The organism is Amycolatopsis sp. NBC_00345 (assembly GCF_036116635.1).
Classification (GTDB): Bacteria; Actinomycetota; Actinomycetes; order Mycobacteriales; family Pseudonocardiaceae; genus Amycolatopsis.
Genome location: NZ_CP107995.1, coordinates 3,788,351 through 3,801,819 on the forward strand (window position 1 = coordinate 3,788,351; position 13,469 = coordinate 3,801,819).

Here is a 13,469-nt window from a genome sequence, read left to right on the forward strand (position 1 = left end):
GGGAAGGACTCGCAGCCAGTGACCAGCATCCCCGATTCCGCTCGCCGGCGCATCGTCGTCGGCGTCGACACCCACAAGTATGCGCACGTCGCCGTCGCATTGGACTCCCTCGGTGCCCGGCTGGGCGACACCGTCATCACCGTCAACCGTGCCGGCTACGCCGAGTTCGAGCGGTGGGCGCGCCAGCTGGGGCAACTGATCACCTTCGGTGTCGAGGGCACCGGATCTTACGGGGCCGGGCTGGCGTCGTTCCTGCGCCGCCGGGGCCACCGGGTTGTGGAGGTCAACCGTCCTGACCGGCGCATCCGCCACCTGCACGGCAAGGACGATCCGATCGACGCCGAGTCCGCGGCCCGCGCTGTCCTGTCCGGCGTCGCCACCGCGACACCGAAATCCGCGGACGGATCTGCCGAAATGATCCGGCAGATCAAAATCGCGAAAGACACGGCCGTCAAATCCCGCAGCCAGGCCATCATCACGCTGAAAACCGTGATCGTGAACGCGCCACCCGAACTGCGGGAAGAACTGGAGCATCTCACCGACAAGAAACTTATCGAGCGCTGCGCCGACGTCAGCAATGACGGAATGATGACGCCGGTCGACGCGGCGCGCTACACCCTCCACTCGCTGGCCGAACGTTACCGCGAACTCGACCGCGAACTGCGCCTGCACGACCTGGTCCTCGCGACCCTCACCCGCCGGGCCGCACCCGCACTGACCGGCCTGTTCGGCATCGGAGCCGACTCCGCCGCCGAGCTGCTCGTCGTGGTCGGAGACAACCCCGGCCGCATCCACTCCGAGGCCGCCCTCGCGAAACTCTGCGGAGCCTGCCCCGTCCCCGCGTCCTCCGGAAACACCACCCGCCATCGACTCAACCGAGGCGGTCATCGCCAAGCCAACGCCGCGCTGCACAGAATCATCATCGTGCGGATGCGGTTCCACGAACCCACCATCAACTACGTCACACGCCGAACAACAGAAGGAAAGACCAAACGCGAGATCATGCGCTGCCTCAAACGATCGTTGATACGCGAAATCTACCAAATACTCGTCGCGCCACACAAGGTAAAATCGGAAGCAAATCCCGCTTGACATCTATAGGAGCATCAACGCGATGATGGAATCATTCTGGTCCAAGTTGCAAACCGAACTTCTCGACCGAAAGAAGTGGAAAACCCGGACCGAGCTGGCCAACGAGATCTTCCAATACCTGGAAATCTTCCATAACCGGCAACGCCGCCACTCCAAGCTCGGCTACCTCACCCCTGTCGAGTATGAAAGACTCCACGAACTCCAACAACCCGCCTGACACTCCACAGACGACTGTCCGGAGAACCGGGGCAACGCCAGTATTCCCGGATCCGGTGCGCCGCGTCACTCCCGGTCCATCAGCCGGCCGAGGCCTTCGACCAGCGCGTCCGCCAGTCCGTCCGGCCAGTCCTGGATCACCTGGTCGAGGTGCTGCGCGAGGGCACCGCGCAAATCCCTCACCGCCGCTTCACCTTCTGCCGTCAGGACGAGGAGGCTGCCCCGTCCGTCGAGCGGGTCCGGCACGCGGCGCAGCAGCCCCAGCTCCTCGAACCGGTCGGCGTGCCGGCTGACCCGGGACCGGTCGAGGCCCACTTCCAGGGCCAGTTGCGCCGCCGTGCGGGGGCCGAGCCGTTCCAGACCCGACAGGACCGGGTAGTTGCTCTTGTCGACCCCGTCGGGGGCCTGGGTCAACATGCCGCCGTAGAGGCGCACCCGGTTGCGGCGTTGCAGGAACCGGCCCAGTACCTCCTCCAGCTCGTCACCAGTCGCTCCCATGGGCGACATCTTATCCCGGCGGAGCAGAGCTTGCGGTACAGTGGGTATGCGTGCGTCGCGCACGCATATTGACTGAAGGCCAGAAGGAGCCGTGAGCCCATGTCCCAGCCCATCACCCCCCGCGACGTGATCGAAGACGGTGCCGACGGCGGCGAGTTCCAGGACCGCTACGTCCGAAAAGGATCGATCCGCGCGGCGATCGAGAACATCAAGAAGCTCGAGGAGCTGCCGGCCGGATCCCCCGACCGGCAGGCGTACATCGACGGCCTTCGCGAGCTGGCCCCCGCGCTCAGCGCGCTCGAATTGCTCGACCACTTCACCCCGCGAAACCCGGAAGTGGCCCGGATCATCGAGAGTGCCGGCTGACATCGTTTCCCGAAAAGAAAATTCCTGTCGTGGACGGCCGGCGCCGCCCACGACAGGAATTGTCAGCGTCAGTCGCAGTCGTAGCTGCAGATCAGCACGTGCACGGAGGAAGCGGTCTGGACAGCGGCGGGCGGAGCGTCCTTGACCTGCGTGGCCGCACCGGCGACCGAAGCCGTGGTCAGCATGGCCCCACCCGCGAGCCCGCCGGCGACCACTCCGGCAAGCACGATCTTCCGCGCGAAAGCCAGCTTCTTCGCCATTTTCTTCTCCATTCGTCCGTGGGTTTTTTTACCTGTCCGCGATCGGGACGTGACTATTTCACCGGAAATCGCACCGGCCGGAAGGTCGGACTGGGAGTCCTAGGCAGCACCGTGCGTTGTTCACGGGCATCGTTCGCCCGCCCGATGGCATTGACTCGAATAGCCGCGGCACCAGCGTCGCGGCTCTACCGAGAAAGGTGACCCGAGATGAGCAACAGCGAAGCAGGGCGACAGTACGACGTGGTGATCGTCGGCGGTGGGTCCGCCGGGGCGGTGCTGGCGAACAGGCTCTCGGCCGACCCGTCACGGTCCGTGCTCCTGCTCGAAGCCGGCACCGCCTACGCCCCGGCCGATTACCCCGACGTCCTGCTGAACTCCGCCCGGGTCGGCGGCGACGAAGCCCACGACTGGGGCTACCACGCCCACGTGGGCCCGCTCGACCGCGAAATCGAGGCACCGCGCGGCAAAGTCCTCGGCGGCAGTTCCGCGGTCAACGCCGCGGTGGCCCTGCGCGCCCGGCCGAGCGACTTCGACGCCTGGGCCGCCCACGGCCTGACCGGGTGGTCCTTCGACGAGGTGCTCGAGACCTACCGCCTGCTGGAGAACACCCCGGACGGGGACGACGCCTTCCACGGCCGCTCGGGCCCGTTCCCGATCCGCCAGCGTGCCTACGACGAGCTCACCCCGTCGCTCAAGGCCTTCATCGACGCCTCGGCCCAGCACGGGTTCACCCGCATCAAGGACCCCAACGCGGACAAGCAGGACGGCGTCGCCGCCTACCCCCTCAACGTCGTCGACGGGGTCCGGCAGAACACCGGGCTGGCCTACCTGTCCGCCGAAGTCCGGCAGCGGCCGAACCTCACGATCACGGGCGGGACCGAGATCGACAAGGTGCTGTTCACGGGCAAGACCGCGACCGGCGTGCGCACCACCGACGGCGTCGTGCACCACGGCGCGGAGATCATCCTGTCCGCCGGCGCCTACGGCAGCGCGGCCATTCTCCTGCGCTCCGGCGTCGGGCCGGCCGGTGACCTGGCCCGCCTGGGCATCGAGGTCACGGCCGACCTCCCGGTCGGGAAACGCTTGCAGGATCACCCGTTCTACTACAACGCGTACGCCCTTCGCCCCGGGGCGCTCGAAATGTCGCCGACCGCGGGCGCGATCGTCTGGACGGCGTCGAGCCAGGCCCGTGGCGACGAGCTCGACCTGCACATCTCCGCCACTCACCTGATCGATCCCGCCGCCGGCCCGACCGGTGGCGCGATCGTGCTGGCGATCGCGGTGGTCCGCCCGGAGTCGCTGGGCACGGTGTCGCTGCGGAGCACGGACCCGCACGACGCGCCGGTCATCGACTACAACTTCCTGGCCACCGCGCGCGACCGCAGCCGGATGCTCGAAGGCGTGAAACTCAGCCGCGCCATCGCCAGGGAAGGCGCTTTCGCCGAGGTCACCGCGAGCGAACTGATGCCGGGCGAGCAGGTGCGGGACGACGCCGAACTGGAGACGCTCATCGAGCAGCAGCTGGCCTCGTACCAGCACCCGACCTCGACCGTGCCCATGGGCGGCGCCGGCGACGAAGGCGCTGTCGTGGACGGTTCCGGCGCGGTCAAGGGGGTCGACGGCCTCCGGGTCGTCGACGCGTCGATCCTCCCCGAGGTGCCCTCGACCGCGACCAACCTGACCACGATCATGGTCGCCGAGCACATCTACCGGAAGTTCCTCGCCCGCTGAGCGCGAGCCGGCCCGAGGGTCAGAACGCGCCAGCCCGCAGCGCGTAGGACACGGCGTGCGCCCGGCTGCGCAGGTGCAGCCGGGCCAGCACGTCCGCGATGACCTTCTTGATCGTCCGCTCGGAGAAGTTCAGCTCCCGGCCGATGCGCGCGGTGTCCATGCCCTCGGCCAGTCCCCGCAGGACGGCGATCTCACGGGCCGTCAGGCCGCCCGCCTCGATGCCGTGCGAGGTCAGCATCTCCTGCTGGAACGCGCGGGACTCCTCGATCAGCCACCGGGTGATCGAGGCGGGCAGGACCGCGCGGCCGTGGCTGCTGGCCAGCACGGCGCGCACGATCAGGCCGACGGTCGCCTCGCGGCGCGGCAGGATGCTCACCACGCCGGCGTTGAAGACCCGGGCGAGCTGGCGCTCCCGCAACGGGCCGGCCACCAGCACCAGGGCCTGCCGGGGATTCGTCGCGGACTTCCACGCCCAGGTCATCTCCTCCAGCAGGGCCTCGGTCACCGTGGTGCTGAGCACCAGGACCACGTCGGCGTCCGGGGCCGCCTCCCCGGCCAGCACCCGGACGTCCCCGCCGACTCGCTGACCTCGACTGACATGCCGACCTCCACCGTTCACGCGTTCTGGTGGCCCCAGCAGAGCAGCCGAGCGTAATTTTCCGGTATACGAGGAAGTAAACGTGCAGTTCAGCGGGATCACCGCCGCGGGGAGTACTCCCCCACCAGCGCCTCGACCTGCGGCCACACCCGTCCACGGAAACCGACGGCATCGCCTGGATGTCCCAGAGGCGAGCCGAAAAGTCGCCGGCCAGGAGGCCGCCAACCCCGTCCACGACGTCCCTGGCCACCCCGTCGAGGTCCGCCTGCTCCAGGATCAGGTGTCCATAAACGACCAGGCCGAACAGGTCGCCGAGCGCGGTCGTGAACGGCGTTTCCCGAGCGGCTTCGCGGGGATACCGGGCCAGCCACGAGCACAGCTGCTCGACCTGCTCGCGAAAAAGGCCGACATTGCGGTGATCCGCGAACGCATCGAAGGAAGGGCGCCAGTTGTGGAACCGCGCCCGGTCCGCCGAGGCCGCGGAGGGCCGCTGGAACAGGTGACCGTCGTCGGACGGTCCGCGGCCCGCCGGAACCGGGTCGAAGGAGGCCGGGCGCAGCAAGTAGCTTTCGGCGAAACGGAGGATGGCCGCCACGTCGTGGCGGCCGGGGAACAAGGCGTCCTCGCCGCCGGGCTCCCGCAACAGCAGGCTCACCCGCCCGGCCTCCGTGACTGCCATGGCCTTCCCCACCGCGGCGAAGAGCAGGTGACGGCGATCCCCCGAACCCGCGGAACGCAGATAGGCGGTCGCGCGGGCGGCGAAGAGTTTCCCGGCCACGAGCCGGAGATAGGCTTCACAAGGACACTCCGGACCGCGGGCGAATCGGTCTTTCGCCGACCGTCGGCGGCCTGTGTGTACGCGTGGTTGACCGCCTGGTGCAGCATCCGCCCGCCGGCACCGAGGGCGGCGCCGGCGAAAGTGCATCCAGCGAGGACTTCCGCGGTGAACGCGGCCTCGGCCGGGGCCGGCCGGACAGCACCGGGGCCGGGGCGTTGTCCCGGTACGGCAACCGGCACACCCCCGGCGCGCAGGAAATCGGCCAGCCGCGCCCGCTCCTCCCGATTGCCGCTCAACCAGCACGGAACCACCGCGAAGACGGCCGTCTGCCATACCTGCCAGCACTCCGGGCTGTAGAACCCGAGGATCTCGCTCACCGCTTCGTTACGGGCGGTGTCCCAGCGGTGGCCGGCCGACCCGTCCGCGGCGGGGATCAGGCAGCTGGAGAACAAGCCCGCTTCACGGGCGAACCCGAGGAACCGCTCCACCGGGCCGTCCGGCGACCGGACGCTCCGCTCCTCGAACCATTCGATGACGGCGCGCAGCAACCTGCGGGTTTTGTCGTCGAATCCGCCGATTTCCACCGTGTCCGGGTTGAACACCCATGAACCTGCCACCAGCACGGGAACCCTCTCTGCCACCGGATGCAGGGCACATTCCGGTCACCCCGATGGTCGACGGCACCACGGGCGCCGGCGCGGTCACTGCACGAAAACGATGCGGGGCACAGCACTTCCGGACAAGAACGGGTGACTGCCGTCGCTTCGGTCTTGACGGACCACCGGCCGCAGGCGAACCGTCGTCCCCAGCAGGCCGGCCATGGGCGCCAGCCGCACGAGGCGCGAAGAGGCATTAATGAACCGCTCGGCGAGCGACCGCCACTGGTACCGCAACGGCGTGGCGCGCGCGTTGACGCTGGTCGGCGCGCTCCTCATCACCGCGATCGGCGTCACGGCCGCCGCCGCTCCTCGTGCCACGGGCTCCGACGAACCCGGGATCGTGTGGCTGTGCCGCCCGGGCCAGCCCCACGATCCTTGCTCGATCGGGCTCAACGCCACCGAGGTGGCGGCGAACGGCGAAAAGACCGTGGTGCCTGCCCGCCCCGCGGCCGATTCGCCGTTCGACTGCTTTTACGTCTACCCGACCGTCAGCGGCGAACCGGCGATGAACTCCGACCTCCAGGTCCAGCCGGCCGAGACGGGCGTGGCCAGGTTCCAGGCCTCGCGGTTTTCCCAGGTCTGCAAGGTCTGGGCCCCGATGTACCGGCAGACCACCCGCGCGACGATCGCCGCGTACCCGGATCTGAATCTGCCTGCCGAGTCGATCGATACCGCGTACACCAGCCTGAAAGCCGGCTTCGAGGACTATCTCAAGCACTACAACCACGGCCGGCCGATCGTGTTCCTCGGCCACTCCCAGGGCGCGGCGATGCTGATCAAGCTGCTGTCCGGGATCGTCGACCACGACGCCGGGCTGCGTGATCGCGTCACCCTCGCCGTGATCCTCGGCGGGGACGTGGAAGTCAAGCCGAGGTCGGCCACCGGGGGCAGCTTCCGGCACCTGCCGGTCTGCACCCGCACCGGCCAGTCCGGTTGTGTGCTCGCCTATTCCAGCTTCCCCGGCACGCCACCGGCTTCGGCCTTGTTCGGCCGCCCGGGGCAGGGCGTCGCGCTGCAATCGGGGCAGACCGCCAAAACCGGCGTTCAGGTCGCCTGCGTCAACCCGGCGGCGCCGCGTGGCGGGAAGGCCGCCCTCGAACCGTTTTTCCTCGCCACCCGGGCCAACGCGGTCACCACCCCGTGGATCACGTATCCAGGGCTCTACTCCGCACGCTGCGAGACCGGCTCGAAGGGCGCGGCGTGGCTCCAGGTGACGAAGTCCACCGGCACCAGGGACAAGCGTCGAGTCGTCCCCGTATGGCCCGACGCCGACTACGGGTATCACCTGAACGATGCGAACCTCGCCCTCGGCAACCTGGTCGCCGACGTGGCGGCAGCCGAATCGATGTGGACGGCCACCCACCATTGAGGACTCCGGACCAGCATGCGTGCGCGAGGCACGCATGCTGGGGTACGGTAACCCTCTCCGACCAACGTTACGGTGCGTGATGGGTACAGAGACCGGCAAGACCCTCGGCCACCGGTTGCGGAGTGCCCGCGAGCCGACGTCGAGGCGGCGGCCGGCGCCGGCGCGTGGGGCTCGTTCTTCCACCAGGGGCAGATCTGCCTGACCACCGGACGCCATCTCGTCCACGAGCGGGTGGCCGGCGCCTACACCGACGCGCTGGTCGCGCACGCCCGCACGCTCACGGTCGGCGACCCTTCGACGGGCGACGTCCACCTTGGACCGATCATCAACGAGACGCAGGCGGCCAACGTCGACCGGATCCTCGCCGAGTCGGTCGCGCAGGGTGCGGTCGTGCGCACCGGCGGCGTCCGCGACGGGTTGTTCTACCAGCCCACCGTGGTCACCGGGGTGCGGCCCGGGATGCCGCTGTTCGACGAGGAGATCTTCGGCCCGATCGCCGCGATCACCACGGTCGCCGACGACGCGGAGGCCGTCCGGCTGGCGAACCGGACCAGCTTCGGCCTCGCCTCGGCCGTGGTGTCCGCCGACCTCGGCCGGGCCCAGCGGGTCGCCGGCCAGCTGCGCACCGGCGTCGTGCACATCAACGACCAGACCGTGCTGCACGAGGTCTACGGCCCGATCGGCGGAATCGGCGCGTCCGGCAACGGCTTCAACCACAGCACGCTCACGAACGCCGACCAGTTCACCGAGTGGCAGTGGGTGACCAGCCGGGCCGAGGTCCCCGCGTACCCCTTCCGTTAAGGCCTCCTTACCCGCGTTGGACGCGGGCAAGGAGGCCTTAACGGACCACCTGCCACCCCATGGAAAGGCGAGACATGGCGAAGAACCGAGAGCTCGGCGACTTCCTCCGCGCGTACCGGGCGCGGCTGCGGCCCGGCGATGTCGGCTTGCCGTCGGAAAACCCGCGCCGCCCCGACCGCGCGGCCCGGCGGGTGGCCGGGCTGCGGCGGGAGGAGGTCGCCCGGCTCGCGGGCGTCAGCGTGGACTACTACGCCCGCCTGGAGCAGGGGCGGACGGGCCAGGTGTCCGGCTCCGTGCTCAGGGCCATCGCGAACGCCCTGTGCCTCGGCCCCACCGAGCGCGAGTACTTCTTCACCCTCGCCGGCGGGCCGGACCGCCCCGCTCCGGCGGCGTCCCCGATCACCCAGCAGCGCGTTCGCCCCAGCCTGCGGCGCCTGCTGGACTCGGTCACCCAGGCACCGGCCTTCGTGCTCGGCGCCGGGATGCAGGTCCTCGCCACCAACGAACTCGCCCGGGCCCTGTTCTTCGACGACGGCTCGCTGGCCGCCGCCGGCGGCAACTTCACCAAGTGGATCTTCCTGACCGAGCCGGGCCGCACCCGCTACGTCGACTGGGACGACGTCGCCTCCGAAGCGACGGCCGTGCTACGAGCCGAAGCCGGGGTGAAGCCGGAGGACGCCTTCCTGACCGAGCTCGTCGGCGAGCTGACGGTGAAGAGCACCGACTTCCGCCGGCTCTGGGCCGAGCACAAGGTGTACGTGTGCGAGTCGGGGACCAAGCGCGTGCGCCACCCCGTGGTCGGCGAACTGGTCCTCGACTACGAAGCGCTGCCCGTCCCCGGATCCGGGGAACAGAAGCTGATCGTCTACGTGCCGGCCGAGGAGTCCACGGCGGCCGATGCCTTGCCGTTACTGGGAAGCTGGTACAGCCCGCCGGTCGCCGAGCGGTCGCGCTCGGAGCTTCCCTGATCCGGTGGACGGCCGGCAGTCCCCGTACAGCCTCGTGCGGGGACCGCCGGCGAGGCACATCATTCAGTGCGCATCGAGGCCAGCCGGGCCGCGCCGCGCAGTGACGGCAGCGTCACCATGGTCACCAGCAGCACCAGCGCGGCCGCGGCCCCGCTGAGCACCCCGACCGCGAGCCAGTCGATGGTGAAGCTCGCGCGGGTCAGGCGGGCGCCGAGCGCGCCCACCCCGATCCCGGCCGCCACCGCAGTGACGATCCCGAGCAGCAGCGGGATCGCGTTCTGCCACACCACCGAGCGGGCCAGCACCCGCACCGGGACCCCGGTCGCGGCCAGCATCGCGATGGTGCGCCGCCGTTCCCGCACCTGCTCCAGCCCGAGCACCAGCAGGCTGACCCCGGCCAGCAGCAGCGTGAACACCGACGCGGCGAGCAGCCCCGCCCGGATCGCCAGGTACGCCCGCTGGCTACTGCTCAGCCGGACCGGGTCCGGGATGAACACCGAGGCGTGCCAGGCGAACGGCGCGAGCACGTTACGGGTGGCCTCGGCGAAGTCCGGGCCGCGCGAGCCGATCTGGAGGCTGCCGGTCGCCCAGACCCGGCTCAGGTCCAGGCCCGCCATCGCCGCCGGGGTCACCATCAGACCGGAGGAGCCGGCGTACCGGCTGTCTCCCGGCAGGGTCACCGGGGTGAGGTCCGGCACCGTCCAGGTGCCGAGCGGGCGCACGACCTCGTCGTAGTAACCGACCGGATAGGACTGTCCTGAGTGGACGGATGCCGGAGCCCGCCGATCCACGTAGACGGCGCCGTCGCGGCAGTCCTGGAGCCCGGCGAGCTCCCGCCAGGTGGCGCAGTCGGCGACCTGGACCCCGGGCGACTGGCTCGGGTCCGGGCCGTGCAGCTCCACCAGCTGCGTGAGGTGCAGGGCGTCCACTCCCGGCAGTTGGGCGAGCGCCGCCGTCACCGCGCCCGCGACCGCGGGATCCGTGTCCACCTCCACCTGCGTCGTGCTCCGCTGCGGCAGCCGGCCCGGGTCGAACTCCCTGGCCTGCCCGGTCAGCAGCGACTGCAACGCGATCGCCCCGGCCAGCACCACCGCGAGCCCGGCGACCACCCGCGCCGGGGTGCCGCTGTCGAGCTGCAGGCGGCGGACCGCGAGCTGGAACGCCGGGCGCCCGCCGGACAATCGCGAAACCGCGCGCTCCAGCAGCCACGGCAGGAGCGCGGGAACCCCGACGAGCAGGCACGTCACCCCGCCCACGACGGCGATGGTGGTCAGCCTGGAGCTGTCGCGCACCGTCAGCGTGCACAGCACGGCCACGCCGGCGAGGACGGGAACCAGCCGCCACCACAGCCGCCGCCGGACCGGCTTGGTGCGCCGGACGACACCGAGCGGCTCGATCGCCGTGCCCCGCAACGCGAGCAGCGTGCTCAGCACCGAAAGCGCGGGCACCGCCAGCACGATCACGACCACCAGCGGCCACGGCGGCGTGACGTCGCTGACGAACAGGCCGCCCTGGCGCACCTGCACGGACGGCGCCAGCTGCCGCAGGGCGAGGAACGCCACGGTGCCGAGCACCAGCCCGGCCGCCGCGGTGACCAGCGATTCGGCGGCGGCGATCCGGCGTACCTGCGGCAGGTCCGAGCCGACCAGCCGGAGCGCGGCGAGCCGCCGGTCCCGCTCCGCGCCGGCGATGCGCGCGGACGTCGCCACGAACACGAACACCGGCGCCAGCAGGGTCACGATGCCGATCATCAGCAAGGCCAGCAGGCTCGGGTCGAGCCCGTCCGGTGAGGCGGAGCCGCCGAAGGCGTAGACCTGCTTGCCCAGCAGCGAAGCGTCGGCGCCGACGTACGCGCGCAGGTCGCCCGGGTTGGCGAGGCCCGCCTGGCCCATGGTCCCGGTCACGGACCCGGGGAACCTCGGGCGCAGCAACGTCCCGGCGTCGGAGCGAAGCAGCTCGGCCAGTGCCGGGGACAGGACCGTCTCGCCAGGCGCGGGAACCCGGTCCAGGCCCGGCGGCACCGGCGACGCCGGGCCGTTCGCGTGAACGTAGCGGACCGAAATGTATTCGCCCCGGAAGTAGGTCGAGTCGTCCCGCATGGACAACGGCGTCGCCCCGGGGATCGGCGCGGTGACCGCAACGCCGGCGAGCTGGCGGGTGCTGCGCTCGGAGATCGCGTGGTCGGCCGAGGCCGCGAACAGCAGCACGGTGACCGCGACCCCGACCCCGACCGTGCCGAGCAGGAGCCGGACGATCGCGGTCCCCGAGGCCCGGCCGCCCCCGACGGCCAGCCGGATCCCCAGGGCCAGATCGCCGGTCCAGGCGGCGAAGCGCCCGCGACGCCGGATCGGCGCGCTCATCGCGGCGACCGGGCCGGCTCGGCGGGCGCGGACCCGACCTGACGCGATTTCCCGTCCCGCACCACGATTTCGCGGTCGGAGTAGGCGGCCACCCGCGCTTCGTGGGTGACCAGCAGCACGGCCGCGCCGGTCTCCCTGGCCGCGGCGACGAGCAGCCGCATGACGCGCTCGCCGTTGAGCGAGTCGAGCGCGCCGGTCGGCTCGTCCGCGAACACCACCCGCGGCTCGGTCACCAGCGCCCGCGCGACCGCGGCCCGCTGGCCCTGGCCGCCGGACGCCTCGCCCGGCCGCTTGTCCGCGACGTCGCCGACCTCCAGCCGGTCCAGCCATTCGCGGGCGAGCTTCTCGGCCGGCCCGCGCCGGACGCCGTCCAGCCGCAGTGGCAGCGCGACGTTCTCCAGGCAGGTCAGCTCCGGGACGAGCTGGCCGAACTGGAAGACGAAGCCGAAATCGGTGCGCCGCAACGCACTGCGCTCGCGGTCCGGCATCGCCGAGAGCACCCGGCCGGCGTAGCGGACCTCGCCGCCGTCCGGCTGGACGATCCCGGCCAGGCAGTGCAGCAGCGTCGACTTCCCCGAGCCCGACGGGCCCATCACGGCGACGACCTCACCGGCGTGCAGGTCCATCCCGGCACCGTCGAGCGCCGGGGTGGGGCCGAACGACTTGCGCAGATCGACGGCGCTGAGCAGCGCGCCCCCGGCCGGTTCCATGAGTGTCCCTGGGTTCGTCGTGGCGTTCACGGCTTCAGCTTTCCCGCCAGCTCGTCCAGCCGGGCCGCGGTGAGTTCGAGCCAGCGCAGGTCCGCCTCGAGGTGGAACAGGGCGTGGTCGCAGATGAGCTGGTCGGCCAGGTCGCCGTCGGTCTTGCGGGTGGTGAGCCGCCGCATCGCGCGCAGGTGCTCGGCGCGCTGCGCGTCGAGCACATCGACGGCGCTCCGCCCGGACAGGAGGGAGAGGACAACCTTGGTGTACAAGGTGTTCTGGAGGTACAGCGAGGGGTTTTCCGGGGTGCTGAGCCACTCCGCGACGTTTGTCACCCCGGCGTCGGTGATGGCGTAGCGCTTCCGGTCGGGACCGTCGCCCGGCTCGATCCCCTTCTCCTCGACGAGCCCGTTGCGCAGCAGCCGCGAGAGCGTCGAGTACACCTGCCCGTAGTGCAGGGGACGATCTTGCTGGAAGCTCTCATCGTGGAGCCGCTTGAGGTCGTAGCCGTACTTCGGCCCGCTCTCCAGCAGCCCGAGCAAGGTGTTCGCGATCGACATGCGGGGAAGACTACACGGGGTGTATACCTCGCATCTATACACCCCGTACATAGCGGGTAGTCCTCGGTCGGATCAGGGGGCGACGACGCGGCGGAGCAGCCGGCGCAGGGTCTTGAGGTCGTTGTCGGAGAAGTGGCCGAGTTCCTGCTGCATGACCTCGTCGACCGTCCGGTCGGCCTGGCCGACGAGGCGGCCCCCTTCCTCGGTGAGCCGGTGCAGGATGGCCCGCCCGCCCGCGGAGAACCGGTCGAGGAGACCGCGTTTCTCCAAGCCCGCGACGACCGCGCCGGCCGACTGGTCGGACTGGCCGGTGAGCAGGGCCAGCCCATGGGTCGACGAGTCCGGCTGGGTCGACGCCGCGTGCAGGATTCCCCATTGCGGGAGCGTCAGGTCGATCGTGGCCAGCGCGGCTTCGCAGGCCAGCTGTTTGCGGAGCTGCGCTCGCCGCAGGAAGATCGCGACGTCGATGTTGAGCTCGGTCCGGTCCGCTGTCATCGCCGGATTCTCGACGA

At 70.5% G+C, this 13,469-nt stretch carries 14 protein-coding genes and 1 pseudogene; 7 read left to right on the forward strand and 8 right to left on the reverse strand.

Going from position 1 to position 13,469, the window contains the following annotated elements; translation table 11 throughout:
• Positions 1–18: 18 nt before the first annotated feature.
• A complete protein-coding gene (locus tag OG943_RS16670) occupies positions 19–1,092 on the forward strand; it encodes an IS110 family transposase (RefSeq protein ID WP_328609443.1) in 1,074 nt (357 codons plus the stop codon).
• A gap of 16 nt (positions 1,093–1,108) precedes the next feature.
• Positions 1,109–1,309: pseudogene (locus OG943_RS16675) on the forward strand (IS3 family transposase); the annotation flags it as partial.
• A 65-nt stretch (positions 1,310–1,374) separates the two neighbouring features.
• Here the strand turns inward: OG943_RS16675 and OG943_RS16680 are convergent.
• Positions 1,375–1,806, reverse strand: a complete 432-nt coding sequence (locus tag OG943_RS16680) for a MarR family winged helix-turn-helix transcriptional regulator (RefSeq protein WP_328610683.1) — start codon at positions 1,804–1,806, stop codon at positions 1,375–1,377.
• Positions 1,807–1,905: 99 nt separating this feature from the next.
• Here OG943_RS16680 and OG943_RS16685 point away from each other — a divergent pair, with 99 nt between their 5' ends.
• Positions 1,906–2,172: a hypothetical protein gene (locus OG943_RS16685; RefSeq protein WP_328610684.1), complete on the forward strand. Its 267-nt coding sequence runs from the start codon at positions 1,906–1,908 to the stop codon at positions 2,170–2,172.
• A 68-nt stretch (positions 2,173–2,240) separates the two neighbouring features.
• On the opposite strand, the gene OG943_RS16690 is transcribed toward OG943_RS16685, so the two are convergent.
• Positions 2,241–2,432, reverse strand: coding sequence for a hypothetical protein (locus tag OG943_RS16690; protein WP_328610685.1), 192 nt, complete (start codon positions 2,430–2,432; stop codon positions 2,241–2,243).
• A gap of 207 nt (positions 2,433–2,639) precedes the next feature.
• Here OG943_RS16690 and OG943_RS16695 point away from each other — a divergent pair, with 207 nt between their 5' ends.
• Positions 2,640–4,163, forward strand: coding sequence for a GMC family oxidoreductase (locus OG943_RS16695; RefSeq protein ID WP_328610686.1), 1,524 nt, complete (start codon positions 2,640–2,642; stop codon positions 4,161–4,163).
• Positions 4,164–4,182: 19 nt separating this feature from the next.
• Here OG943_RS16695 and OG943_RS16700 read toward each other — a convergent pair whose 3' ends face one another.
• Both OG943_RS16700 and OG943_RS16705 read right to left on the reverse strand, forming a co-directional pair.
• Positions 4,183–4,725, reverse strand: a complete 543-nt coding sequence (locus OG943_RS16700; RefSeq protein WP_328610687.1) for a response regulator transcription factor — start codon at positions 4,723–4,725, stop codon at positions 4,183–4,185.
• A 687-nt stretch (positions 4,726–5,412) separates the two neighbouring features.
• Positions 5,413–6,180: a hypothetical protein gene (locus tag OG943_RS16705; RefSeq protein ID WP_328610688.1), complete on the reverse strand. Its 768-nt coding sequence runs from the start codon at positions 6,178–6,180 to the stop codon at positions 5,413–5,415.
• A gap of 178 nt (positions 6,181–6,358) precedes the next feature.
• Between OG943_RS16705 and OG943_RS16710 the strand changes: the two genes are divergently transcribed.
• The 3 genes from OG943_RS16710 (at position 6,359) to OG943_RS16720 (ending at position 9,336) form a co-directional block, all read left to right on the forward strand.
• Positions 6,359–7,567 carry a DUF3089 domain-containing protein gene (locus tag OG943_RS16710; RefSeq protein WP_328610689.1) on the forward strand — a complete coding sequence of 403 codons (1,209 nt, stop codon included), beginning with the start codon at positions 6,359–6,361 and terminating at the stop codon, positions 7,565–7,567.
• A 72-nt stretch (positions 7,568–7,639) separates the two neighbouring features.
• On the forward strand, positions 7,640–8,368 hold the full coding sequence (locus OG943_RS16715) for an aldehyde dehydrogenase family protein (protein WP_328610690.1): 729 nt from the start codon (positions 7,640–7,642) through the stop codon (positions 8,366–8,368).
• 74 nt (positions 8,369–8,442) lie between these two features.
• Entirely contained in the window at positions 8,443–9,336 is an 894-nt protein-coding gene (locus OG943_RS16720) for a helix-turn-helix transcriptional regulator (RefSeq protein WP_328610691.1), read from the forward strand.
• A 59-nt stretch (positions 9,337–9,395) separates the two neighbouring features.
• Here the strand turns inward: OG943_RS16720 and OG943_RS16725 are convergent, their stop codons facing one another.
• The 4 genes from OG943_RS16725 to OG943_RS16740 all read right to left on the reverse strand — a co-directional run bounded on the left by OG943_RS16725 (position 9,396) and on the right by OG943_RS16740 (position 13,452).
• Positions 9,396–11,696: an ABC transporter permease gene (locus OG943_RS16725; RefSeq protein WP_328610692.1), complete on the reverse strand. Its 2,301-nt coding sequence runs from the start codon at positions 11,694–11,696 to the stop codon at positions 9,396–9,398.
• The gene (locus OG943_RS16730; protein WP_328610693.1) at positions 11,693–12,406 is read right to left on the reverse strand and encodes an ABC transporter ATP-binding protein; all 714 of its coding nucleotides are present in this window, start codon (positions 12,404–12,406) and stop codon (positions 11,693–11,695) included. Before OG943_RS16730 ends, OG943_RS16725 begins: the two co-directional genes overlap by 4 nt.
• 26 nt (positions 12,407–12,432) lie before the next feature.
• The gene (locus tag OG943_RS16735) at positions 12,433–12,957 is read right to left on the reverse strand and encodes a PadR family transcriptional regulator (protein WP_328610694.1); all 525 of its coding nucleotides are present in this window, start codon (positions 12,955–12,957) and stop codon (positions 12,433–12,435) included.
• Between the two features lie 72 nt (positions 12,958–13,029).
• Positions 13,030–13,452, reverse strand: a complete 423-nt coding sequence (locus OG943_RS16740; RefSeq protein ID WP_328610695.1) for a MarR family winged helix-turn-helix transcriptional regulator — start codon at positions 13,450–13,452, stop codon at positions 13,030–13,032.
• Between the last annotated feature and the right edge of the window lie 17 nt (positions 13,453–13,469).

Bases quoted from the DNA above. Each gene is read 5' to 3' on its own strand.
- OG943_RS16680 (WP_328610683.1), bottom strand. From the start codon at position 1,806: ATGGGAGCGACTGGTGACGAGCTGGAGGAGGTACTGGGCCGGTTCCTG.
- OG943_RS16685 (WP_328610684.1), top strand. From the start codon at position 1,906: ATGTCCCAGCCCATCACCCCCCGCGACGTGATCGAAGACGGTGCCGAC.
- OG943_RS16690 (WP_328610685.1), bottom strand. From the start codon at position 2,432: ATGGCGAAGAAGCTGGCTTTCGCGCGGAAGATCGTGCTTGCCGGAGTG.
- OG943_RS16695 (WP_328610686.1), top strand. From the start codon at position 2,640: ATGAGCAACAGCGAAGCAGGGCGACAGTACGACGTGGTGATCGTCGGC.
- OG943_RS16710 (WP_328610689.1), top strand. From the start codon at position 6,359: ATGGGCGCCAGCCGCACGAGGCGCGAAGAGGCATTAATGAACCGCTCG.
- OG943_RS16720 (WP_328610691.1), top strand. From the start codon at position 8,443: ATGGCGAAGAACCGAGAGCTCGGCGACTTCCTCCGCGCGTACCGGGCG.
- OG943_RS16725 (WP_328610692.1), bottom strand. From the start codon at position 11,696: ATGAGCGCGCCGATCCGGCGTCGCGGGCGCTTCGCCGCCTGGACCGGC.
- OG943_RS16730 (WP_328610693.1), bottom strand. From the start codon at position 12,406: ATGGAACCGGCCGGGGGCGCGCTGCTCAGCGCCGTCGATCTGCGCAAG.
- OG943_RS16735 (WP_328610694.1), bottom strand. From the start codon at position 12,957: ATGTCGATCGCGAACACCTTGCTCGGGCTGCTGGAGAGCGGGCCGAAG.
- OG943_RS16740 (WP_328610695.1), bottom strand. From the start codon at position 13,452: ATGACAGCGGACCGGACCGAGCTCAACATCGACGTCGCGATCTTCCTG.